20 protein-coding genes are annotated in these 23,931 nt (G+C 60.3%); 7 read left to right on the top strand and 13 right to left on the bottom strand.

What is annotated here, in order from left to right; all coding sequences use genetic code 11:
• The first annotated feature begins 61 nt into the window (after positions 1-61).
• The 4 genes from RCH09_RS16250 to RCH09_RS16235 are packed head-to-tail and all read left to right on the top strand — an operon-like array spanning position 62 to position 7,060.
• Positions 62-1,213 carry an FIST signal transduction protein gene (locus RCH09_RS16250; RefSeq protein WP_326942181.1) on the top strand — a complete coding sequence of 384 codons (1,152 nt, stop codon included), beginning with the start codon at positions 62-64 and terminating at the stop codon, positions 1,211-1,213.
• Entirely contained in the window at positions 1,210-4,383 is a 3,174-nt protein-coding gene (locus RCH09_RS16245) for a PAS domain S-box protein (protein WP_326942180.1), read from the top strand. Before RCH09_RS16250 ends, RCH09_RS16245 begins: the two co-directional genes overlap by 4 nt.
• A gap of 54 nt (positions 4,384-4,437) precedes the next feature.
• On the top strand, positions 4,438-4,794 hold the full coding sequence (locus RCH09_RS16240; protein ID WP_326942179.1) for an Hpt domain-containing protein: 357 nt from the start codon (positions 4,438-4,440) through the stop codon (positions 4,792-4,794).
• Between the two features lie 55 nt (positions 4,795-4,849).
• Positions 4,850-7,060 carry a hybrid sensor histidine kinase/response regulator gene (locus tag RCH09_RS16235; protein WP_326942178.1) on the top strand — a complete coding sequence of 737 codons (2,211 nt, stop codon included), beginning with the start codon at positions 4,850-4,852 and terminating at the stop codon, positions 7,058-7,060.
• 3 nt (positions 7,061-7,063) lie between these two features.
• Here the strand turns inward: RCH09_RS16235 and RCH09_RS16230 are convergent, their stop codons facing one another.
• From RCH09_RS16230 to hrpA, 4 genes are all read right to left on the bottom strand, one after another.
• A complete protein-coding gene (locus RCH09_RS16230; protein ID WP_442785049.1) occupies positions 7,064-7,414 on the bottom strand; it encodes a response regulator in 351 nt (116 codons plus the stop codon).
• 367 nt (positions 7,415-7,781) lie between these two features.
• Positions 7,782-7,931, bottom strand: a complete 150-nt coding sequence (locus tag RCH09_RS16225) for a hypothetical protein (protein ID WP_326942176.1) — start codon at positions 7,929-7,931, stop codon at positions 7,782-7,784.
• A 172-nt stretch (positions 7,932-8,103) separates the two neighbouring features.
• Positions 8,104-9,075 carry an XdhC family protein gene (locus RCH09_RS16220; protein ID WP_326942175.1) on the bottom strand — a complete coding sequence of 324 codons (972 nt, stop codon included), beginning with the start codon at positions 9,073-9,075 and terminating at the stop codon, positions 8,104-8,106.
• 20 nt (positions 9,076-9,095) lie between these two features.
• Positions 9,096-13,013 (bottom strand): ATP-dependent RNA helicase HrpA, encoded by a 3,918-nt coding sequence (gene hrpA / locus RCH09_RS16215; protein WP_326942174.1) that lies wholly within the window; start codon positions 13,011-13,013, stop codon positions 9,096-9,098.
• A gap of 25 nt (positions 13,014-13,038) precedes the next feature.
• Here hrpA and argA point away from each other — a divergent pair, with 25 nt between their 5' ends.
• Together argA and RCH09_RS16205 are read left to right on the top strand one after the other, a co-directional pair.
• Positions 13,039-14,349: an amino-acid N-acetyltransferase gene (gene argA, locus RCH09_RS16210; protein ID WP_326942173.1), complete on the top strand. Its 1,311-nt coding sequence runs from the start codon at positions 13,039-13,041 to the stop codon at positions 14,347-14,349.
• 19 nt (positions 14,350-14,368) lie between these two features.
• Positions 14,369-14,641, top strand: a complete 273-nt coding sequence (locus RCH09_RS16205) for an oxidative damage protection protein (protein WP_326942172.1) — start codon at positions 14,369-14,371, stop codon at positions 14,639-14,641.
• 29 nt (positions 14,642-14,670) lie between these two features.
• On the opposite strand, the gene rpiA is transcribed toward RCH09_RS16205, so the two are convergent.
• The 9 genes from rpiA to RCH09_RS16160 form a co-directional block, all read right to left on the bottom strand.
• Positions 14,671-15,342, bottom strand: a complete 672-nt coding sequence (rpiA, locus tag RCH09_RS16200; protein ID WP_326942171.1) for a ribose-5-phosphate isomerase RpiA — start codon at positions 15,340-15,342, stop codon at positions 14,671-14,673.
• A gap of 41 nt (positions 15,343-15,383) precedes the next feature.
• Positions 15,384-16,724: a hemolysin family protein gene (locus tag RCH09_RS16195; RefSeq protein WP_326942170.1), complete on the bottom strand. Its 1,341-nt coding sequence runs from the start codon at positions 16,722-16,724 to the stop codon at positions 15,384-15,386.
• A gap of 115 nt (positions 16,725-16,839) precedes the next feature.
• Positions 16,840-17,268: an RcnB family protein gene (locus RCH09_RS16190; protein WP_326942206.1), complete on the bottom strand. Its 429-nt coding sequence runs from the start codon at positions 17,266-17,268 to the stop codon at positions 16,840-16,842.
• 138 nt (positions 17,269-17,406) lie between these two features.
• On the bottom strand, positions 17,407-18,276 hold the full coding sequence (locus RCH09_RS16185; protein WP_326942169.1) for a universal stress protein: 870 nt from the start codon (positions 18,274-18,276) through the stop codon (positions 17,407-17,409).
• A 46-nt stretch (positions 18,277-18,322) separates the two neighbouring features.
• The gene (locus tag RCH09_RS16180; RefSeq protein WP_326942168.1) at positions 18,323-18,709 is read right to left on the bottom strand and encodes a TraR/DksA family transcriptional regulator; all 387 of its coding nucleotides are present in this window, start codon (positions 18,707-18,709) and stop codon (positions 18,323-18,325) included.
• Between the two features lie 15 nt (positions 18,710-18,724).
• Positions 18,725-19,300 (bottom strand): BON domain-containing protein, encoded by a 576-nt coding sequence (locus RCH09_RS16175; RefSeq protein ID WP_326942167.1) that lies wholly within the window; start codon positions 19,298-19,300, stop codon positions 18,725-18,727.
• Positions 19,301-19,327: 27 nt separating this feature from the next.
• The gene (locus tag RCH09_RS16170; RefSeq protein ID WP_326942166.1) at positions 19,328-20,383 is read right to left on the bottom strand and encodes an NAD(P)-dependent alcohol dehydrogenase; all 1,056 of its coding nucleotides are present in this window, start codon (positions 20,381-20,383) and stop codon (positions 19,328-19,330) included.
• 56 nt (positions 20,384-20,439) lie between these two features.
• Positions 20,440-20,592 carry a DUF3309 domain-containing protein gene (locus RCH09_RS16165; protein ID WP_326942165.1) on the bottom strand — a complete coding sequence of 51 codons (153 nt, stop codon included), beginning with the start codon at positions 20,590-20,592 and terminating at the stop codon, positions 20,440-20,442.
• Positions 20,593-20,759: 167 nt separating this feature from the next.
• Positions 20,760-21,095 (bottom strand): hypothetical protein, encoded by a 336-nt coding sequence (locus RCH09_RS16160; protein WP_326942164.1) that lies wholly within the window; start codon positions 21,093-21,095, stop codon positions 20,760-20,762.
• A 146-nt stretch (positions 21,096-21,241) separates the two neighbouring features.
• Here RCH09_RS16160 and RCH09_RS16155 point away from each other — a divergent pair, with 146 nt between their 5' ends.
• A complete protein-coding gene (locus RCH09_RS16155; protein WP_326942163.1) occupies positions 21,242-23,710 on the top strand; it encodes an NEL-type E3 ubiquitin ligase domain-containing protein in 2,469 nt (822 codons plus the stop codon).
• The last annotated feature ends 221 nt before the right edge of the window (positions 23,711-23,931 follow it).

Below are 23,931 nucleotides of genomic sequence, written 5' to 3'. Positions count from 1 at the left end.
ACAAGCAGGCGAGCCGATCTGCGCGCATTCCGCTGCCCCCCCGCGAAGGTAGAGCATACGCATGAAAACCCATCAAATTCTTATCAAGGGCGTAGCCGATTGCGCCAGCGCCCTGGCCCCGTTGCGGGCGCTCCAACCTGATCTGGTGCTGGTCTTCGGCGCCGTCGAATTTTTCAGTACGAACCATCTTGCGACGCTGCTCGCCGAGCTGGTTCCCGCTGCAGTCGTGGCCGGGTGCTCGACGGCCGGCGAAATCGCGGTCGACCGGGTCTACGACCACACGTGCGTGGTGACCGCGATTAACTTCGCGCACACACCGTTGGCATGTTGCTCGACGTTGATCGCCGGCATGTCGGATTCGGGCGGCGCAGGCCAACGGCTGGCGGCGTTGCTGCCCCATCAGGACCTGAGCGCGGTGCTGTTGCTGGGCACCGGCGTGGCGATCAATGGCAGTGCGCTGGTGGCCGGGCTGCAGGCCGGCTTGCCGGGTGGCGTCTCGATTTCCGGCGGACTGGCAGCCGATGGTGGCGCCTTCAAGCAGACCTGGACGCTGGGGCCGGATGGCAGCGCCGACAATCGCATTGTCGCCGTCGGCCTGTATGGCGAACATGTGCGCACCGCCTATGGCAGCTCGGCCGGCTGGCAACCGTTCGGTCCGGCGCGCAAGGTCACGCGCTGCGCCGACAACGTGCTGTATGAGCTCGACGGCAAGCGCGCGCTCGATATCTACAAGGCCTATCTCGGCGATTACGCGCGTGACCTGCCTGGCTCCGGCTTGCTGTTTCCGTTTGAAATGCTGGGTGCCGAACATCAGAAGAGCGGCATTTTTCGCACCATCCTCGGCATCAACGAAGAGGACGGCTCGCTGACACTGGCGGGCGACATTGATCCGGATGGCTATCTGAAGCTGATGCATTCAAGCACCGAAAAACTGATCGAGGGTGCCGAGACTGCGGCGTCGATCGCGGCCAGCGCGATCCACCCGGACAGCGGCGACAGCCTGGCCATACTGATCAGCTGCGTCGGACGCAAGCTGGTCATGGGCGAACGCATCGACGAGGAAGTCGAAGCCGTCGCCGCCCTGATGCGGGCGAACTCGACCGTTACCGGCTTCTACTCCAATGGCGAGATCGCCGCCTCGGAATTTCATGGCGATTGCCGGCTGCACAACCAGACCATGACCATTACCTGGCTGTCCGAAGCAGGACAATGAACCGCACGCTCGCACGCCAACTGCGGCGCGTCTGCGGCATCGAGAGCGAGGCCGACCTCGGCCGCCTGATCGAGTCCGCCGCCAGCATGGCCGCGCATGCGGACACGGCGCCGGAGCTGCAGCGCTTCCTGGCCAATCTGGATCGCTTCGTCAACGCCATCGACAGCAACTACGAGCAAAGCGAGCGCGACCTGGTGCTGCGCACGCGCAGCCTCGAAATCGGCTCGGCCGAACTCAGTGAAGCCAACGAGCGCATGCGCAACGACATTGCCTCGCGCAACCGGGTGCTGCATTCGTTGCGCGAGGCCGTCGGCAGCGTCATCGAGCGCAGCGCGTCGAGCATGCAACTGCCGGGTGCAGATGACCTGGAAGGCCTGTCAGCGCTGATGCCGACGCTGGTCAAGCAACAGGAAGCGCGGCGCCTGGAACTGGTGAACCAGCGCTTCGCGATGGATCAGCACGCGATTATCAGCATCACCAATATCGATGGCGAGATCCAGTACGTCAACGACAAATTCTGCAAGATCAGCGGTTACTCGCGCAAGGAACTGTTGGGCAAGAATCACCGCCTGATCAACTCGGGCCATCACCCGCAGGGATTTTTTGAGCGTCTCTGGAAAACCATCAGCGCCGGACTGGTCTGGCACGGTGAAATCTGCAATCTCAACAAGCAGGGACAGCAATACTGGGTCGATGCAACCATCGTGCCGTTTCTCAATGCCGACAGCACACCGTATCAATACATTGCGATTCGCACCGACATCACCGAACGCAAACGGATGGCCGAGAAGATTTCCCGCAGCGAGCATCAGTACCGCAATGTCGTCAACAGTCTCAACGAGGTGGTGTTCCGGACCGACCGCGACGGGCTCTGGACCTTCCTCAATCCTGCCTGGACCGCAATCACCGGCTTTGCCGTGCCGGAGGTGCTCGGCCATTCCTTTGTCGACTACATCTACCAGCGCGACCAGGATCTTTCCCGTGCCGGCTTCATTGCACTGATGGCCGGCACTGACATGGTGACGCGACACGAAGTGCGCTATCGCACGCGCGACGGCGGCTATCGCTGGGTCGACGTCAATGCCCAGATCGAAACCGATGAACAGGGCCAACCGATCGGCCTGACCGGCAGCCTGACCGACATCACCGCACGCCGCGAAGCAACCGCGCAGATCCGCGAGAGCCTGAATTTTGTCGATGCACTGATCGAGGCCATTCCGTTGCCGGTGTACCTGAAAGATCCGCAGGGGCGCTATCTGCGGCTCAACAAGGCCTTCTGCAAATTCTTTTCGGTGACCACCGACGCGTTGCTGGGGAAAACCGTCGAGGATTTGCTGGACCCGGACAACGCGGCCATTTCGCGCGAATTTGATCAGGACCTGCTGCGCAGCCGTGGCACGCAGACCTACGAATCGCATCTGGTGCTGGTCGATCGCACGGTCGATGTGTTGTTCAGCAAGGCCGCACTGCGCAAGGCCGACGGGACCCTGATCGGACTGGTCGGCACGGTTGTCGACATTACCGGTCACAAGGAAGCCGAGCGGGCCCTGTTGCACGCCAAGGAAACGGCCGAGTCAGCCAGCCGTTCGAAGAGTGAGTTCCTGGCCAACATGAGCCACGAAATTCGCACGCCGATGAATGGCATCATTGGCATGACCGACCTCGTGCTCGATTCAGCGCTGGAAGCACACCAGCGTGAATACCTTGAGGTGGTGCGATCGTCGGCCGATGCCTTGCTCGATGTGATCAACGACATCCTGGATTTTTCAAAGATCGAGGCCGGCAAAATGACGCTCGAATCGATCCCGTTCGATTTCGGCCGGCTGCTGCCCGATACGCTACGCACCCAGACCCTGCGGGCGCACGAAAAGGGACTGGAACTTGCGCTCGATCTGGACCCTGACCTGCCGCACCATCTGACCGGCGATCCGGGCCGGATTCGCCAGATCCTCACCAACCTGATCGGCAACGCGATCAAGTTCACCAGTACCGGCGAAATCGTGGTGCGCGCAAAACTGCTCGACCTCGATAGCGATGGCGCGCGGCTGCAGATCAGCGTCTCAGACACCGGCATCGGTATTCCCCCGGACAAGCAGGCGCTGGTGTTCGAGGCGTTCGAACAGGAAGACGGCTCGACCACGCGGCGCTTCGGCGGCACCGGACTTGGCCTGTCGATCACGCGCCGGCTGGTGCATCTGATGGGGGGCGAAATTTCCGTCACCAGCGCGGTCGGCCATGGCAGCACCTTTGCCGTTACGCTGCACGCCGGACTGGCTGCGACCGACAGCGTGCCTGCGCAGGCCTCGCCCGCGCTGATCGGACGCACGGTCATGCTGGTGGATGACAACCTAACCAGCCTGACCATCCTGCGCGCCATGTGCGCGCGCTGGCAGGTCAATGTCGTCGCGCTGCAATCCGGCGCCGCGGCCGTGGCGTATTGCGCCAGCCATGCCGGCGTGATCGACTGCATCGTGCTGGACTACGACATGCCGGAGCTCAATGGCCTGGCTACCGCAGCGGCGCTGGCGGCACTGCCCGACGGTACGCCGGCGCCGATAGTCATGCTGTCCTCGTCGGGTGCGACCGGCGATGCGCAGCAGGATCGCGCGCTCGGCATTCGCGGCCATTTCTTCAAACCCGTCAGTCACGATGAGATGCATGGCGTCATGTGCGCGATCATCGAGCGCAATCGCCCCGCCGCCAGCTTGCCGGCGTTGGCCCAACCGGCACAATCCGGCGCCGTGGCGGCGCTGAAGATCCTGCTGGTGGAAGACAATCAACTCAACCAGCGTCTGGCGCTGGCACTGCTGAAAAAATGGGGCCACCACCTGACCATTGCCAACAACGGCATCGAGGCGCTGGAGCTGCATCACCAGCAGCACTTCGATCTGATCCTGATGGATTTGCAAATGCCGCTCATGGGCGGATTCGATGCCACGGCGATCATCCGCGAGCGTGAAAAAACGCAGCCGCGCAAAACCATTGTCGTCGCCATGACCGCCAATGCGCTCGAAGGCGATCGCGAAAAATGCATTGCCGGCGGCATGGACGATTACTTGTCAAAACCCTTCAAGGCAGAAGTGTTCGCAAAGCTTCTGGAAAAATACGCCGATGGCGCACCACGACCGGCGCATGCCGGTCATATCGTGTCGGACAGTTCCGATGTCTGATCAGTCGCCATCCCTGCAAACCCACCGCATCCCCGCATCGAAAGCGAGCCCCGTATGACCGCCATCACCTATCACCATTGCCAACCCGACCAGCTGATGGAGCTGGTCGACCACGACAACCAGGTGTTTCTCGAACTGACAGAAATTTTCATGCGCGAGAGCACAGAGATTTTTGCGCATCTGCGCACTGCCGCTGCAGCCGCAGACCAGGCCCAGATGGGCTTTCGCAGTCATTCGCTCAAGGGCACGGTTGGCCCGCTCGGCGCCGATGCGCTGGTGGAAATGCTGCTCGCAGTCGAACTGGAATGCAGCAAAAAACAATGCACCTGCGATGTAGACCGGATCGCCGCGATCCATCACGAATTGCAGCAGGTAAAGGACGAGATGCAGCATTTCATCAACAAACTGTGAGGTTCATATGGCATTGGTGGAATGAAGCAAAACTCGGGCACGAAGGACGCAATCGATGAATCTCAACAGCATTCGCGCAAGCCGCATTGGTTTTACTGTCTGCATCGCACTGATCGTCATCATTACCGGTGCCGCCGTGGTGTCGGTCTGGCTGCTGCGCGAACAGGCCATCGCAGACTGGCGCAAGCAGATGGACAACCTGTCGGTCAACCTGGCCGAAAGCACGTCGCAGATGATGAATTCGTCGCGCCTGGTGCTCGAGGGTATTGTCGATCGCACCCGTGACGCCAATATTCGCGACGCGGCGGGTTTGCGCGCCATGGCCGGCACCCTGGAAATCAACCAGATGTTACGGGATCGCACCGGCAGCACGCCGCAGATCGACGTTGCCACGATCGTTGCCAGCAATGGCGACGTCCTGAATTTTTCCCGCTCGTATCCGCCGCCGCCAATCAATCTCGCCGATCGCGATTATTTTCAGGCGCGCCGCGATGATCCGGCCCTGGGTGACTTCATCAGCAAGCCGGTACGCAACAAGGGCAATGGAAAGTGGGTGTTCTACCTCAGCCGTCGTCTGAACGGAGCCCATGGCGAATTCATCGGCATGGTGCTGGTGGGCGTGTCGTGCCAGTTCATCACTGACTTCTACAACCGCATCAGTCCCGATGAAAAGGCTGCGCTCAACCTGTACCGGCGCGACTATGTGCTGCTGGCGCGCTGGCCGCAAAAAGACGAACTGCTGGGGAAAGCCAATCTGACTGGCGGGTCCTACCAGATCATCGAAAAGATGAAAAAAAATAATGCCGTCATTCTCACCAGTAGCCCGCGCTTTGCACAAGACAACGAGAAGACATTCCGAATGGTAGCCACAAGGGTACTGGACACCTACCCCCTGTTCGTCAACGTGACAATTACCGATGACCTGTTCCTGGCCGGCTGGAGGCGGTCGGCCGGCTTGATCGCCAGTGTCACCATCGGCAGCATTCTGGCGCTGATCATTTCCTTTGCGTTGCTGGTGCGGATCCTGCGCCAGCGCGAACGCAGCATGGAGCAGAACCTGATTCTCAAGGAACAGGCCGAGGAGGCCAATCGCGCCAAGTCGAACTTCCTGGCCAACATGAGTCACGAAATCCGCACCCCGATGAACGCGATCCTGGGCATGTCGGATCTGATCCTGGAAACCCGCCTGGACGCCGATCAGCGCGAATACGCGAGCACGGTGCGCGATGCCGGCGCCGGCCTGCTGGTGATCATCAATGAAATCCTGGATTTCTCGAAAGTCGAGTCCGGCCATCTTGAGCTGGAACAGGTGCCATTCAATCCGCGCCGCGTGCTGGCCGACGCCGAGACGCTGTATCGCGAAAGCGCGCGCAGCAAGGGCCTGATGATCAATGTACAGGTCGATGCGCGCGTGCCGGTGTCGGTCAAGGGCGACCCGGTCAGGCTGCAACAAGTGCTGGCCAATTTGATCGGCAACGCCATCAAGTTCACGGCCGCCGGCCAGATCGATATCGCCATCAGCGTCGCCGATCAACCGGCGCTGGTTACGCAGCATGCGCGGCTGCAATTCTCGGTGCGCGACACCGGCATCGGCATCGACCCGGAAAGCCAGAAAAACCTGTTCCAGCCCTTCACCCAGGCCGACAGCTCGATCACCCGAAAATACGGCGGCACCGGCCTCGGCCTGGCGATCTCCAAGGGCATCGTCAACCTGATGGAGGGCGATATCGTGATCGCCAGCGAACCCGGGCGCGGCACCACCTTCACATTCACCATTGAGTGCGAGGTGCTGGGCGCGTCGGATCGCCTGCCGCCCGTTCTCGTGCCGCCGCCCGACCTCACGGCGCAACCGGAAACGCTTGTCGTGGCCGTTGCAGCGCGAAAATCGATCGAAATTCTACTGGTCGAAGACGGCGCCGCCAACCGCAGGCTGGCCGAGATCCTGCTGAAAAAACTGGGGTGCAATGTCACCAGTGTGGTGAACGGGCTGGAGGCTGTTGCAGCACTGCAGGAGGAGCGCTTCGACCTGGTGCTGATGGATTGCATGATGCCGGAGATGGATGGCTATGAAGCAACGCGCCGCTACCGGGCGCTCGAACAGCGGCTGCAACGCCGTCATTTGCCGATCATCGCGTTGACCGCCAGCGCGACAACCGGCTACGAGGACCGTTGCAAGGAAGCCGGCATGGACGATTATCTTGCCAAACCGTACACCGCCGATGCCCTGCGCAGCAAAATGGCGCAGTGGATCGTGATGGCGTCCTGAGACTCAGGAAATGCGGGTGGGTGGCGTGCGCTGCTCGGCCCGGATCACTGCGTCGCGCATGACCTTCAGCACGGTGCCGGCATTGAACGGCTTGATGATGAATCCCGCCGCACCGCTGGCCAGGCAGGACTTGATGGTTTCGGCGTCACGCAAACCACTGACCATCAGCACGATGGTCTTCGGCAGTTCCTTCATCAGCTCCTTGAGAACATCGACGCCGCTGGTATCGGGCATTTCGATATCCAGAAAGACGAGATCCGGCTTGAGTTTGATGGCCTGCTCCACACCAGCCTTGCCATTACTTGCCTCTGCGATAATTCTGTAGCCGTCGGCGACGAGAATTGTGCGCAACACGGTCCGTGTCATTTCATTGTCATCGATGATCAATACATTCACGATACGAGCCCAGTCTGGAAAACAGCTTGATTGCAGATGCAGTAGTGTAAGACATACCGTGCCGCCCCAGCAGGTTTTCGCAGACTATCGGCCCATATTAACCAATTGCATCAGTGCGGTGCCAGCACCAGAAAGATCAAGGCCAGCGCGCTCAACATCGCGGCTTCCAGACTGAACACCAATAACGGGATGCGCAATTTCTCCGGGATACGCATGATCAACCCTCCTTGCGGTCACTCGGGATTGTTGGATCGCTTGCATCGTCAACAATTGCGCACCTGTCGCAACACATCATGCGCTGCATCAAAGTTATGGACCCGTATCGTCAGGGTCGGGTCAGTCGCCGTGGCGTCTGCAAGTTCCAGCCCAGCTGACGCCGGACTTCGCTCTGATCGGGAGGGGGTTTGTGGTCGGCCTGGCGTTGATGCATATAGCGCCGCACCAGCTCTTTGGATGGACGGGAGGAGAAGGTCATAGCAAACCTCGCAACAGGTTGCGGACCGAGAAGTACTGCGTGCGTCCGCGATCACGATTTGCCCTGCTAACGTGAATGGCCGCACTGCGGTTGATGGTTCCTTCATTTGTTGCGCGACTTACACTTGCTCACCATGCCGGCAACAGACTGGACGCTACGAGCGACAAGCCGGTCAGGACTGGCGCGCGAAGGTTGCGCCCGCCAGCACGCCATTCTTGACCGCCGTTAATTCCGCCAGGATCGAAATCGCAATCTCGGCCGGCGTCTTGCTGCCGATGTAGAGGCCAATCGGGCCATGCAGTTTCGCCAACTGCGCGTCGGACACATCGAACTGCTTGAGCCGCTCGCGCCGTTTCGCATTGTTCTGGCGTGAGCCGATGGCGCCGACATAAAAGGCCGCCGACTTGAGTGCCTCCATCAGTGCCAGATCATCCAGCTTGGGGTCGTGCGTCAGCGCCACCACCGCGCTATGGCTGTCGAGCCGCATCTCCTGCACCAGATCATCTGGCATCGCGTGCACCACGTCGATCCCGGCGACCTGCCAGCCATCGCGGTACTCCTCGCGCGGGTCGCACACGGTGACGTGGTAATCCATCCCCATGGCGATCTGCGCCACGAAGCGTGATAGCTGGCCTGCGCCGATGATCAGCAGACGCCAGCGCGGCCCGTGCATGGTGGTGAGCGCCTGCGCCGATATCTGCAGGCCGGCATCGCTGCTGACAGGCGACAAGACGACCTGCCCGGTTGCCAGTTCAAGTCGTCGCGAGACCAGTTCGTGCCGCTCCAGCCGGGCCAGCAGCGCTTCGATCTGGCTGCGTGCAGAGAGCGGCTCCAGCGCCAGCTCAATGGTGCCGCCACAAGGCAAGCCGAAGCGATGCGCCTCATCGGCGGTGATGCCATAAATGACAATCTCGGGCAACGTGCGTGTGATGCCATCGCGTCGCACACGTTCGATCAGATCGTCTTCGATGCAACCGCCGGAGACCGAACCGACCACCCGGCCGTCCTCGCAAATGGCCAGCGTCGCGCCCTGCGGACGCGGACTCGACCCCCAGGTGCGGATCACCGTGACCAGCTCGCAGCGTTTGTCTTCCTGCAGCCACTGGCGGCAGGTTTTGAGAACTTCGAGATCAATGCTGTCCATGCGTGCTCCCTCAAGACGTCCTACCGCTGCATCGATTCCCACACCTTTTGCAGCCGTTTTGCCGAGATCGGCATCGGCGTTTTCAGCTCCTGCGCAAACAGCGATACGCGCAGTTCCTCGAGCAGCCAGCGAAACTCTGCCATCTTCGGATCGGCATTGCGGCCGCTCTGTTTTTCCTTCGAAGCGCGTTGCCATAATGCCGCGGCCTGCTGCCACTCGGTCATCGCGCGCACATCGCGGGCCGGATCGGCACGCAGCTTTTCCAACCGCACATTGATGGCCTTCAAATAGCGCGGAAAGTGCGTCAGATGCGCATAACCGGTTTCGGTGACGAAACGCTTGCCCAGCAAGCCCTGCATCTGCGCCTGGATATCGGCGACCGATTGCGGATGGCCTTTCGCGCCCTGCAATTTTTTTGGCAACGCATGGTATTCGGTCAGCACCTGCGCCACCAGCCGGGCAATCTCGTTGACCAGCAGGCCGAGGCGAGACTTGCCGGCCTCCTTGCGGGCCTCGAATTCCTTGGCAGTGCGTGGCAATGGTTCCTGCAGACAGGCGCGCTCCAGCCCGGCTTCGATAATCTGGTCGCGCAATTCTTCCTGCGAACCCAGCGCCATGAACTGCATGCCCATCTGCTGCAAACCCGGAATGTTCTTTTCAAGGTATTTCAATTGCTCGCGCAATTGCAGCGCCAGCAAGCGGCGCAGGCCGCCGCGATGAATGCGCTCCGCCTCGGTCGGGTCGTCGAACACTTCCAGATCGCAGTGCGTGGTTTTGTCGACCAGCGCCGGAAAGCCGATCAGCGTGAGCTTGCCTTGCTGGATTTCCAGCAGCTCCGGCAGTTCGCCAAAGGTCCAGGCAGTCAGGTTCTGATGCTGGGTGGCGTTGACGGCCGGTGCCTTGAGCGCCGCAGCGCCGCCGCTCGCCCGGGCCGTCGGCACAGTCTGCGTGATCGCGGTCGACTCAGCCATTTTTTGAAAGCTCTCACGTGCCTGGCCGCCGAATTCGGCCTGCAGCGCGCCGAGGTTGCGGCCCATCTCCAGCTGCCGGCCATGCTCGTCGATCACCTTGAAATTCATGAAGTGATGCGCCGGCAGCGTTTCCACCTTGAAGTCGCTGACCAGCGGCGTAATGCTGGCATGCGTGCGCACATCGGCGATGATCGCCTCGATCAGGCTGCCGCGGCCGAAGGTATTGGCAGCGGCAATGCGCTCCATGAAGCCGGCGGCGTACTGCGGCAAGGGCACGCAATGGCGCCGCAGTTTTTGCGGCAGCGATTTGAGCAGCAGATGCACTTTTTCCTTGAGCATGCCGGGCACCAGCCAGTCGCAACGCGCGGCCGACAACTGGTTCAAGGCAAACAGCGGCACGGCCAGCGTCACGCCATCGCGCGGCGTCCCCGGTTCGAAATGGTACGTCAGCGTCATGTCGATGCCGACGCCGGGCAGCAACTTCGGAAACAGATCGGTGGTGATGCCGGCCGCTTCGTGCCGCATCAGGTCTTCGCGATTCAGGAACAGCAGCTTGGGATTGTCGCGGGTGGCGTCCTTGTGCCACTTCTCGAAGCCGATGCCGTTGCAGACATCGGCCGGCAGCAGCTTGTCGTAAAACGCGGCGATCAATTCATCATCGACCAGCACGTCCAGCCGCCGCGACTTGTGTTCGAGATTCTCGATGTCGCGGATCAGCTTGTTGTTGGCGGCGAAAAATGGCGCGCGGGTATCGAACTCGGCGCCGACCAGCGCATCGCGAATGAAAATTTCGCGCGCCTCGACCGGATTGATCAGGCCAAAGTTGATGCGCCGCTGGCTGTACACCACCAGCCCGTACAGGGTGGCGCGCTCGAACGCCGTCACCTGCGCACTGTTTTTTTCCCAGCGCGGTTCACCGTACGATTTCTTCAGCAGATGCGCGCCGACCCGCTCCAGCCATTCCGGCTGAATCTGCGCGACGCAGCGGGCATACAGCCGCGTGGTGTCGACCAGCTCGGCGGCCATCACCCACTTGCCGGCCTTCTTGAGCAGGCTGGAACCTGGCCAGATATGAAACTTGATGCCGCGCGCGCCCAGATACTGGGTGTCTTCCTCGGACTTGAAGCCGAGGTTGCCGAGCAGACCGGTCAGCAAGGCGCTGTGCAGGTTTTCATAGGTGGCCGGTGCCTCATTGAGACGCCAGCCCTGCTCCTTGACGATGGTCAGCAGTTGCGAATGCACGTCGCGCCATTCGCGCAAGCGCATCTGCGACAGAAAATTGGCACGGCAGGCGTCTTGCAACTGGCGGTTGGTCTTCTTGTGCTCGATCGCTTCCTCGAACCAGCTCCAGATTTTCAGATAACTCTGGAATTCGGATTTCTCATCGGCGAATTTCTTGTGGGCGGCGTCGGCGGCGGCCTGCACTTCCAGCGGGCGGTCGCGCGGGTCCTGCACCGACAACGCGGCAGCGATGATCAGCACTTCGCGCAGGCAGACATTGTCGAGCGCCGCCAGAATCATTCGCCCGACGCGCGGATCGAGTGGCAATTTGCCAAGCTGGCGGCCGAGTTTGGTCAGCTGGTTGTTGTCATCGACGGCGCCGAGTTCCTGCAGCAGCTGGTAGCCGTCGGCAATCGCCCGACCGGGCGGCGGTTCAATGAAGGGAAAGGTTTCGACATCGGTCAGATGCAGCGACTTCATCCGCAGAATTACCGATGCCAGCGACGAGCGCAGGATCTCTGGCTCGGTGAAGGCGGGTCGTTGCAGGTAATCCTTTTCTTCATACAGGCGAATGCAGACCCCGGCGGCAACCCGGCCGCAACGGCCGGCACGCTGGTTGGCGGCCGACTGCGCGATCGCCTCGATCTGCAATTGCTCGACCTTGTTGCGATAGCTGTAGCGCTTCACGCGCGCCAGCCCGGCGTCGACAACGTACCGAATACCGGGCACCGTCAGCGAGGTTTCCGCCACATTCGTGGCCAGCACGATGCGGCGTGCATTCGAGACCTTGAACACGCGCTCCTGCTCCTGCGCCGACAGCCGTGCAAACAGCGGCAGGATTTCCACGTGCGGCGGATGATGCTTGCGCAGCGTCTCGGCTGCATCGCGGATCTCGCGTTCGCCCGGCAGAAACACCAGCACGTCGCCGGAGCCGACCCGGCACAGTTCGTCGACGGCTTCCGCCATCGCGTCCATCAGGTCGCGCTGTCCGCGTTCCTTTTGCGCGGTGTTCGGCGTGGCGCCCGGCTTGACCTCGCTGCGGTCGCTCGAATCGACCGGGCGGTAGCGGATTTCGACCGGATACAGCCGTCCCGAGACTTCGATCACCGGCGCCGGTTTGACGTCCGTGCCGAAGTGGCGCGCAAAGCGATCGGCGTCGATGGTGGCCGAGGTGATGATGACCTTCAGGTCGGGCCGCTTGGGCAGCAACTGCTTGAGGTAGCCGAGCAGAAAATCGATGTTGAGACTGCGTTCGTGCGCCTCATCGATGATGATCGTGTCGTACTGCCTGAGCAGCGGATCGGTCTGGGTCTCGGCCAGCAGGATGCCGTCGGTCATCAGCTTGATCCAGGCGCCGGGAGACAAGGTGTCGGTGAAACGCACCTTGAAGCCGACATGCTCGCCCAGCGGCGAATTGAGTTCCTGCGCGATCCGCTTGGCGGTCGAGGAAGCGGCAATCCGGCGCGGTTGGGTATGCCCGATCAGGCCGGTCACGCCGCGGCCAAGCTCCAGGCAAATCTTCGGCAACTGGGTGGTCTTGCCGGAACCGGTTTCGCCGCAGACGATGATGACCTGATGCGCCCGCAGTGCCGCGGCAATATCCTCGCGCCGGCCGGACACCGGCAACTCCTCGGGATAAAGGATCGCAGGCAGCGGATTGCGCACCGGGTTACGGGCTGGGTTGTGACCGGGTGCCCGGGTGGCGGCACGGGGGGGACTTTTTTGTTGCGGTTCAGGTGATGTCATGGCGGAGCGAATTATAATGCGCAACATGGAAACCCCCGTCGAGTTCGTTCAGTGGCTGCGTTCAGTCGCACCCTACATTCATGCCTTTCGCGGCAAGACCTTTGTCGTCGCCTTTCCGGGCGAGCTCGTGATGGCCGGTGCGCTGCCGGTTCTGGCGCAGGATCTGTCGCTGCTGCATGCGCTCGGGATCAAGGTCGTGATCGTGCATGGCTCGCGTCCGCAAGTGGCCGAGCAGCTGGCGTTGCGCAATGCCGAGGAACATTTTCATAACGGTTTGCGCATCACCGACAGCGCCGCGCTCGAATGCGCCAAGGAGGCCGCCGGCGAACTGCGCCTGGATATCGAAGCGGCATTCAGCCAAGGCTTGCCGAACACACCGATGGCGCACGCGGCGATCCGCATCATCTCGGGCAATTTCGTCACGGCCCGGCCGCTGGGGGTCATCGATGGCGTCGATCTCGAATTGACCGGCGTCGCGCGCAAGATTGCCTATGAAACGATTCACCCGATTCTGGATGCCGGCGGCCTGGTGCTGCTGTCGCCGCTGGGCTTTTCGCCGACCGGCGAGATGTTCAATCTGACCATGGAAGACGTGGCCGTTTCGGCGGCGATTGCACTACGCGCTGACAAACTCATTTTCATCAGCGAGATTCCGCTGATGCGCGACGCCGGCGGCGAAGAAATTCGCGAACTGTCATCGCATCAGGCCGAAGCCGTGCTGATGGCCGGATTCCTGCCGAGCGACGCGATCTTTTATTTGCAACACGCGGTCAAGGCGTGTAACGGCGGCGTGGCGCGCGCGCACATCGTGCCCTTTGCGATGGATGGCTCGGCCCTGCTGGAATTGTTCACGCACGATGGCGTCGGCACGATGATCTCGTACCAGAATCTGGAAACGCTGCGCGAAGCCACCATCGAAGACGTCGGCGGCATTCTGAAACTGATCGAACCGCTGGAAGCCGACGGCACGCTGGTCAAGCGCGGGCGTGAACTGATCGAACGCGAGATCGAGTATTTTTCCGTCATCGAGCACGATGGCGTGATCTTCGGCTGCGCCGCGCTGTACCCGTTCCCGGCCGAGAAAATGGCAGAAATGGCCTGCCTGACCGTGAACCCGGAAGTGCAGGCGCAAGGCGATGGCGAACGCATCCTCAAGCATATGGAAAATCGCGCCCGCGCCGAAGGCTTCAAGAAAATCTTCGTGCTGACGACCCGAACCGCGCACTGGTTCCTCAAGCGTGGCTTCGTTGCCGCGCCGCTGGACTCGCTGCCCAAGGATCGCCAACACATGTATAACTGGCAGCGCAAATCGCTGGTGCTGGTAAAAACACTTTAATTCACGAACGGAACATCTCATGGCACGCATGATTCACTGCATCAAACTCGACAAAGAGGCCGAAGGGCTGGACTTTCCACCGTATCCGGGCGAGCTCGGCAAACGCATCTGGGAGTCGGTGTCGAAGGAAGCCTGGGCGGCCTGGCTCAAGCATCAAACCATGTTGGTCAACGAGAACCGCCTGAACCTGGCCGATCTGCGCGCACGCAAATATCTGGCCACGCAAATGGAAAAACATTTCTTTGGCGATGGCGCGGATGCGGCACAAGGCTATGTGCCGCCGGCCGACTGACCGTATTTTTGCGCTGGCGCGCCTGCGACTCAGAACGTCAGTGTTCTGACGCCGTCGGCCGTGCCGAGCAGCGCCACATCGGCGCCGCGCTCGGCAAACAAGCCGACGGTCACGACGCCGGCAATCATGTTGATGTCACGCTCGAGCGCGACCGGATCGGCGATGTGCAGTCCGACCACGTCAATGATCACATTGCCGTTATCGGTCAGCACCGGCTGATTGTCCTTGACCCGCAAGCGTGGCGTGCCACCCAGCGCGGCGAGCTTGCGCGCAACCACTGCCCGCGCCATCGGAATCACCTCGACCGGCAACGCAAACGCACCCAGCACATCCACCAGCTTTGAGCCATCGGCAATGCAGATGAATTTTGTCGCCACCGAGGCGACGATTTTCTCGCGCGTCAGGGCTGCACCACCGCCCTTGATCATCGCGCCCGACGCGGTAATTTCGTCGGCACCGTCGATATAGACCGGCATCGCATCGACGTCATTCAGGTCGAACACGGCAATGCCATGGGCCGCCAGCCGCACCGCGGTTCCTTCCGAGGACGCAACGGCACCCTTGATCCTGTGTTTGATCTTCGCCAGTTCATCGATGAAGAAATTGGCGGTCGAGCCGGTGCCGACGCCAACGATGGCGCCATCGACTACGTAATCGATGGCGGCGCGGGCAACGGCCTGTTTGAGTTCATCTTGAGTCATGATGGTTGGGGGTGAGTTGGAAGTGGCGCTATTTTATCCGCTCAGCCCGACAAACCGAAGTCATCCACATCCACCGCCTTCGGCGTCACCTTCACCATCACGATGCGCGGCCCGTTCATTTTTTTGACCACGACATGAAACTGCGCAAAGTCGATGCGCTGACCTTCGCTCGGGATATCGCCCAGCTTGGCCATGATCAGGCCACCGACGGAATCTATGTCGTCAAGATCGAGTTCTTCATTCTCGATGTCGATGCCGAGGATGCGTTCCAGCGTAAAGATGGGCAAACTGCCCTTCCCCAGCAGCGTGCCATCATCCTGGCGCGCCCAGTCCTGATCATTCTGGCGGAATTCGTCGCGGATTTCACCGACCATGGCGCCCAGCAAATTGTCGAGCGTGACGAAGCCGACCGGCTTCTGCCCTTCCTGCCGCACCACCGCAAAATGCGGCGCCCCCTTGCGAAACCGGCGAAACAGTTCGAGCGCCGGCATGCGCGGGGAAATCGTCAGCGCGGGTCGGAAATATTGCTGCAGATTGTCGATTGGCAGTCCGGCCTGCTGCGCCAGAAACAGATCCTTCAAATGAATCACACCGAGCAGTTCACGTCCTTCGGCGTCGAAATAAGGGTAACGGCTATAGCGACTGCGGTACACCACCGCTAGGTTTTCCTGCAACGACTGTCCTGCACTCAGCGACGCCATTTCGTGCGCCGGCCGCATCAGGTCGCCGACATCAAGTTCGCTGAAATCGAGCGTCTGGGCCAGTACGTTCCACTCGTCGCGATTGAATTTTTCGCCAGGCCGGCTGCTGCGCAAGATCAACTTGAGTTCGTCGGCCGAATACTGCGCGTCCTGACCATGCCCGCCGCTCAGCCCAAACAGCCGAAGCACCCCGTTCGCGCTTTGGTTGAGGACCCAGATGACCGGATACATGCTCCAGTAAAAACCATACAGCGGCAGCGCGCACCACAAGCCGATGATTTCCGGATTGCGGATCGCCAGCGACTTTGGCGCCAACTCACCGACCACAATATGCAGGAATGAAATCGTCAGGAAGGCAAAACCGAACGACACCAGATGAATGAAGTTCTCCGAGGTGATCCCCAGCGCCACGAACAACGGGTGCAGCAATCCCGCAAACGCCGGCTCGCCAACCCAACCGAGGGCAAGCGACGCCAGCGTAATACCGAGTTGGCAGGCCGACAGGTAGGCGTCGAGCTGGGCGTGCACGATGCCCAGGATACGACCGCGCAATCCTTGCGTTTTAACGATCGCACGGATACGGGTCTGGCGCAGTTTGACGAGGCCGAACTCGGCGGCCACAAAGAAGCCGTTGAGAACAACCAACAGGAGGGCGAGAAACACCATCAGAAAATCATGCATGAAAACGGAAATGAGGGGATGGTTCGGTCATAGCGCAGTGTAAGCGCAAAGCCGCCTGATTCGGCGGCTTTGGCAAGGTAGTGTCCACCGGCGTCATCGAGCCGGTGCGCGCACGTCAGTTCGTCAGTAACAACTGCAGGATCACGCCGGTTGCGATGGCAACCAGAATGTAATCGCCGCCCGACTGCACCCAGTGATAGCCACGTGGTGGCGCACTGAGGCGATGACCGCGCCAATCGTCCACCACATACTGGCGTGATCGATATTCATAGGGCAAGCGATCGCCACGGTAGTAGCGGTGATCCGGGCCGGCGCCGCGCTCGCCGTTGTGGCGGCCATTGTCGTGCCCGTTGGCGAACTTTTCCTTGTTGTCGTGCCGATCATCGCGAGGGTCGTCACGGCGATCATCGCGACGGTCATCGCGACGCTCATAGCGTCCGTCGCCATTGCCATTGCCTCGGCCACGGTTATCGTTGTCCGCGAAAGCAAAGCTGCTCGCGGTCAATGAGAACGCAATGGCGGTGACCAGAATTTTTTTAAGCATCATCTCGAACTCCTTGCTGTTGGGGCACGCCCAATGCGGGCGGTGTCAACGTGTCCCGAATCAGACCCGATGCCTGAGAGTAATAGCATACGCATGCCAAATCCGTGCGCTGGCGCACCGAGTCATGCATGATCGCTGTCAATGCGCCATCAGCACCGGAATAGTCATCGATTTCAGCACGGTGCTGGTCACCCCGCCCAACAGGATTTCACGAAAGCGCGAATGGGTGTAGGCGCCCATGACGATCAGATCGGCGCTGCAGTCGGTTGCGTAGGACAGCAGCGCGTTGCCGATGTCGATATCTGCGGTGCCGCCACTGCGCGATCCGATGTCGGTGGAATGCGACGTTACCTCGACATTGACGCCGTGACGTGCAAGATACAGCGCGATATCCGCACCTGGTTGCTCGCCCTGGCGGAGCGCATCAAGTTGCGCATCGAAGATCACGATCTGCACCAGTTCTGCCTGCTGCAACAATGGAATTGCCGCGGTCACCGCACGCGTAGCGGGCATGCTGCCATCCCATGCCACCAGGATTCGCTTGCCCAGCGAGTCGATGCGTCCCGCGTAGGGAATCACCAGCACCGGCCGGCCACCATGCATGACGACGTACTCGGGAAAATCGCCGCGCACTGCCGGCGAAGCATCTTGAGGATCGGTCTGGCCGATTACCACCAGGTCGCTATAGCGCGCCTGCAGGCTGACAGCAGCGCCCGCTTCGTCGTCGGAAACGCGCCGTTCGAACGAGCGTAATCCGGTCTTGGCAACGGTGGCATCGAACGTCGTGAGCGCGAATCCAGCGCGTTGCTGCAACAGCGCGAGGACAGCGGTCAGTTCGACATTTGACTCGCCGATCGCTCCCGGCAGATAAAACAGACCCGACACACCAGTGGCGGCAAGTCCAACTAGATGGCCGTCGTTGCTTTCGGCCATGCGGGCGGCAATGTCGATCCGGATCTGGGCGCGCTCGGTCGCGTCAACGTGGACCAGAATGGTTTGATAGCTCATGACAGTACCCCTTTGCAGGTGGATCGAATCGGGTGGCGGCATGTCCTCAAGTCGAGGTACCCGGATTGGTTTTTTCCAGGGCTTCCTGGCAGCTGATGCAGTGGCGCGCCGTTGGCACCACCCGCAATCGGGCCAGCGCGATGGCATTTCCGCAGTCGGTGCAGATGCCATATGTGCCGTCTTCGATGCGTTTCAGCGCGCCGGTGATCTCCGCCATTTCAGCGTATTCAAGCGCCAATTGCGCAGTGCCGACATCATTCTGCTGTTCTGATTCCTGCAGCTCCGCTGGCTCCGGCGCCAGACCCCCGACAACGCTGTCGTCCGGCAGGGTGGCCTGCTGGGTATGTTGACGGATGGCTTCCAGCAATGCGCTGCTACGCAACTGCAATGCAGTGTCGAATTCGGCGATTTCCGCCGTCGTTAGTTGGGACATGTACGCTCCTGATTCTTATTTTTTCAGACTCATGTGGTTGACGACGCTGCCAACGCCTTCAACCGCCTTGGAAATATCCATTGCGCGCGCGAGTTGGGCATCGTTATCGACGAATCCACTCAATTGCACTTCGCCCTTGCGGGTCGCGACGGCGATATCGATACTCTTCATCGTATCGTCGGCCAGTAATGCCGCCTTGACGCGTGCGGTCACCAGACTGTCATCGATCTTGTTGCCAGCGCTTTGCACGCCCTGCTTCAGGCTCATCTGGTTATCCACCGCCGTGACACCCGGCACGCCCTTGGCAACCACGATACTCCGATCGAGCTGTTCCTGGTTGTCGGCGAAACCGCTGAGCATGACCACGCCCTTGTTGGTGTCGACCTTGATTTGCAGGCCATTCATGCCTTCAATCGTTGCCAGTGCGGTCTTGACCTTGGTCGCAATGACGACGTCATCGACTTCCGTTCCGATGGTGGTGGGTGGCGCGCCAGAGCCGGCTTCCGGCTGCTTGCTACACCCCGTCGCGATCAGCACGCAGACGGCGCACAGCGCCGCTACCGCCACGTTGGCGGGAAACGAATTATTCATTTTTGCTCCAGGAAATTAGAAAACAGATCAGGGTGTGATCGCGACCTTCAGCACGCCATCGCGCTGATTGGCAAACAGGTCATAGGCCTGTTCAATTTGATCGAGCCGAAAACGATGGGTGACCATCGGCTTGAAATTGACACGTCCTGACGCTACGACATTGAGCAAACGGCGCATGCGTTCCTTGCCACCGCCGCACAGTGTCGTGATGATCCGGTAATCGCCCAGGCCGGCTGCGAAGGCATCCAGCGGCAGGGTCAGTTTGCCCGAGTACACGCCGAGGCTTGACAGCGTTCCACCTGGCTTGAGCACGCGCAAACAATTTTCAAAGGTGACTTGCGTGCCCAGCGCTTCGATCGCGACATCGACACCACGTCCGTTGGTCAAGCGCATGATTTCGGCTATCGGGTCCTGCTGCGTGTAATCAATCGTGACATCGGCGCCCAGCTCCTTCGACACGGCAAGCCGGGATGCTGAGCTGTCTACGGTGATGATCAGACTCGCTCCCTTGAGTTTGGCCCCGGCGGTCGCGCACAAGCCGATGGGACCCTGCGCGAAAACAACCACCGTGTCGCCGATTTTGATCTCGCCATTTTCAGCGCCACCGAAACCGGTGCTCATGATGTCGGGGCACATCAGCACCTGTTCATCGGTCAGGCCGTCGGGAATGATTTCAAGATTGGCCGTCGCGTTGGGTACCAGCAGATATTCGGCCTGCGCGCCATCAATCGTATTGCCGAAACGCCAGCCGCCTGCCGTCTTGCCGCCGCATTGCGACGTGTGCCCGTCAAGGCAGGGATGGCACTGTCCGCACGGGGTAATTGCGCCAACGATGACGCGTTGTCCGACCGCATAGCCCGTCACGCCAACGCCAAGTTGTTCGATGATGCCAACCGGCTCATGACCAATAGTGAGTCCGGCAACAACCGGGTACTCGCCCTTGAGGATGTGTACATCGGTGCCACAGATGGTGGTGGTGGTGATCTTGATCAGGGCATCGCCTGGTCCAGGCGACGGTATTGGCTTATCTTCCAGCGCAATCTTGCCTGGACGGAGAAACACTGCCGCTTTCATTGTACGCATCGAAGTTCTCCAGAGGATACGACGCCGGCGCAAGGTTGTGCCGGCTGTCTCCCGTCTTACAGTCGGCCAGTCAGCAGCATGATAATCAGGACGATGACGATCAGACCGGTGATCCCGCTTGGCCCATAGCCCCAGTTGCGACTATGCGGCCAGGATGGGAGGGCGCCGATGACGACGAGGATAAGAATAACCAAAAGAATAGTGCCCATGCGGTGCTCCTGATTGAATGTTGATAAATGTCAGGGGTTCAGGATCGGCTGTAAGGCGGATGGGGTCTGTACGTTGGCGTACTCAGGACCTTGGCGGATGCGGCGGTTGGCATCCTATGCTATTTGCTGTTGGCCAACGTGACGCTGCGACAACGGTGGGGCGCAGGTCAACCCCTCGTCAGCGGATCGCGAGCAGCGTATTGACCGGATGAACCAGCTAAGTTGCGGATACGGGTGATGTTGCACTTCAAAACCGAAGACGACGGCATTCCAACCCCTGCCCGATTCTGCACCTTGAATTTCATCTTTGGAATGTGATGGCGGCGCTCGGTGTTGTGCTTGAATTGCATCGGAGGAGCCCTGCAGAAATCGACTCGCATCGTCACATCTGCCGGTTCCTGAATTTGAAGCAAACCACGGCCCGGCGGAACCGATTCCCGCATGCGATTACTCACAGGTTCCGCAATAACCTGCCCGATGTAGATAAATGAGATCAAATTCACCTTCCCCAGTCCGCCCGCAAACTACCCCGCAGCCCGCGCCCGCGCCACTCGAGTTGACCGCAGAGGCTGGTCAACGTCCGACAGCCGCTGCACACCTGGGTGCACGGTGTTGCTGTCTTCCCGGAGCGCGCGCGGCGCAAGCCCGATTGCAACAGCGGCAGCCAGTCCCCGGCAACGTGCCGGATGATGCCCCGGTCATCAACATCCAACCGGGAGTCGAAGTTGCAGTGCAATCTTTGCCGGAAGCTGCACCCGACAGTCCACGGCAGCTTGCTCCATCGGCGCCATCAGCAGCAAGTGGTTCTTCCACGGGGCCTGCGCCTGATGCGGCTGCGATACAAGGCGACAGCGAATGGATTCAGCCGTTGGAGGATCGATCGATACCGTTGGAAGAGCACCTTCGCGTAATCCAGAACTGGATCGACAGCAGTCCCGAAGACGAGCGGTCGGAGCGAAGCGCAGTCGGCGAATTATTCAGGCAATGCTGGACAAATCCGGACGCGACTCAATTGGTGACCGGAAGCCGTTACAGGTTGACAAGCCTGCCGCCGATTCCTGCAACGGCAGTTTCGTTGAATATGTCTGGATGCTACGCGCTCACGACACCCCCGGATGTATCGGACCGCCCGCTGTTGACTACCTTGAATATGGCGTATTGCCACAACGTCACGGCCCCTCCGGATCTGTCGCACTGCCCGCTGCTGACTACCCTGGATATGTCGCATTGCCGCAATGCCACGACACCCCCGGATCTGTCGCAATGCCCGCTGCTGACTGAGCTGAATATGTCGTATTGCCGCAATGTCAGGACACCCCCGGATGTGTCTCAATGCCTGCAGCTGACAAACTTGAATATACGGAGTTGCGAGAATGTCACGACAGCCCCGGATGTGTCGCAATGTCCGCAGCTGACTAACCTGGATATGTCGTATTGCCGCAATGTCACGACCCCGCCGGATGTGTCGCAATGCCCACTGCTGACTACACTGGATATGTCGCATTGCGAGAATGTCACGACAGCCCCGGATGTGTCGCAATGTCCGCTACTGAGCACCTTGAATATGACATATTGCGGGAATGTCACGCCCCCCCCTGATGTGTCCCAATGTCCGCAGCTGACTACCCTCAATATGACGCATTGCTGGAATGTCACGATACCCCCTGATGTGTCGCAATGTCCGCTACTGACTCGCCTGAATACGACGGGTTGCACAAATATCACCACACCTCCGGATGTGTCGCAATGTCCACAGCTGACTATCCTGGATATGACGTATTTCAGGAATGTCACGACACCCCCTGATGTGTCGCAATGCCCGCTGCTGACTCGCCTGGATATGGGGGCTTGCGAACATGTCACGACCCCCCCGGATGTATCGCAATGCGCGCTCCTGACTAACTTGACTTTGTCGGGATGCTACGGCGTCAGCACGCTGCCAAGGTTAGCCCATCTGCAGCAATTACGGATACTGTCTCTGACTCGCGTGCCGCTCACCAGCCTGCCGGAAGACCTGCTTGAATTGCATCGCGACTGTGCCATTACTCTTGATGCCAGCCGCTTGTCGGAGGCCGTACGCAACCGACTCATCGAGACCCTCAACCGGCATGACTATGATGGACCACGCATCTACTATTCGATGGCAGCACCACCAGTCGTGACCCAGCCCGTCGCACTGGACCAGGCTGTCGCCGGCTGGCGCGCCGAAGTCAGTTCACCGGAGTCGGAAGCACTGAACCCGGCAGTGTGGGCCGAGCTGCCGAGGCAGGACAACGCCAGCCAGTTCGCCACCTTTTTATCGCGCATGCGCGAGACCAACGACTACCGCCACGCGTCGCCTGCCATCAGGGCGGCAACCAAACAGCGCGTCGTCGAGTTGCTCGCCCAGCTTCAGGACGATCCGGCCTTGCGCGAAGATTGCTTCAACCTCGCGTTCGAGGCGGTGGAGACCTGCGGCGACCGCGTTGCCTTGCGGCTGCTGGACATGGAAACGCTGTGCCTGAGCCGCCGCATGCAAGCCGCGATCCATGCCGGCGAATTTGACGCCAATCCGTCAGCGCTGGTTGATCTGTGCAAGGGCCAGTATCGGCTGGACGTGCTTAGCCGGCTGGCCAAGGACAAGGTGGCCACCATGAATTTCTGTGATGAGATTGAAGTGTATCTCGGGTATCTGGTGGCGCTTTCCGAAGACTTCGACTTGCCGATCAAGATATCGACCATGCTGTATCCGGCCGCTAGCGGCATCACCCAGCAAGATATTGCCGCGGCCAGGAAAGTACTCAGCAATGCAGGTTTGTCGGGCGACGAGGCGGCAAAAAACGATGAGGATTATCAATCGTTCCTGGCCAAATCGCCGTTGATGCGCAGCCTGCTCGAGAGTCACTGCAGCACCGAGATGACGGCAGCAAGTGCCGACGATGCCGAGCGCATCGCGCACATGCAAACCGCCATCCATACGCAGCTGGACGGTCTCGATCGGGGTGCATCAGATTATGGGCAGGAAAGTCACCGACTGATGCAGGCATTCAGGGCGTTTGAAACTGATATTCCGGCCGAGACCTGTCGCCCGGTGCTCATGGAATTTCTGGCACGGCATGAGATCAGTGCCAATCTATAGTATTGCGCAGACGGGTTCTGGACGGTCGTCAAACTGAATTTGCCTGCAGTAGGCCGTGGGCCGGTCACGCGAGCGGGCCAGATCGGGCTTGGCGCACCTCACGCGCACCGTAAGCGCCTCACGAGCCTTTCAATTACCCATATCTTTCTGAGGCAAGATTAAAACCGAATTGCATATCTGCCAGCCGACGCATGCCTCGCCACATAACAATATTCCCTGGC

Source organism: Actimicrobium sp. GrIS 1.19, assembly GCF_035984655.1.
GTDB lineage: Bacteria > Pseudomonadota > Gammaproteobacteria > Burkholderiales > Burkholderiaceae_D > Actimicrobium.
This window is presented reverse-complemented; position numbering and strand designations above follow the sequence as displayed.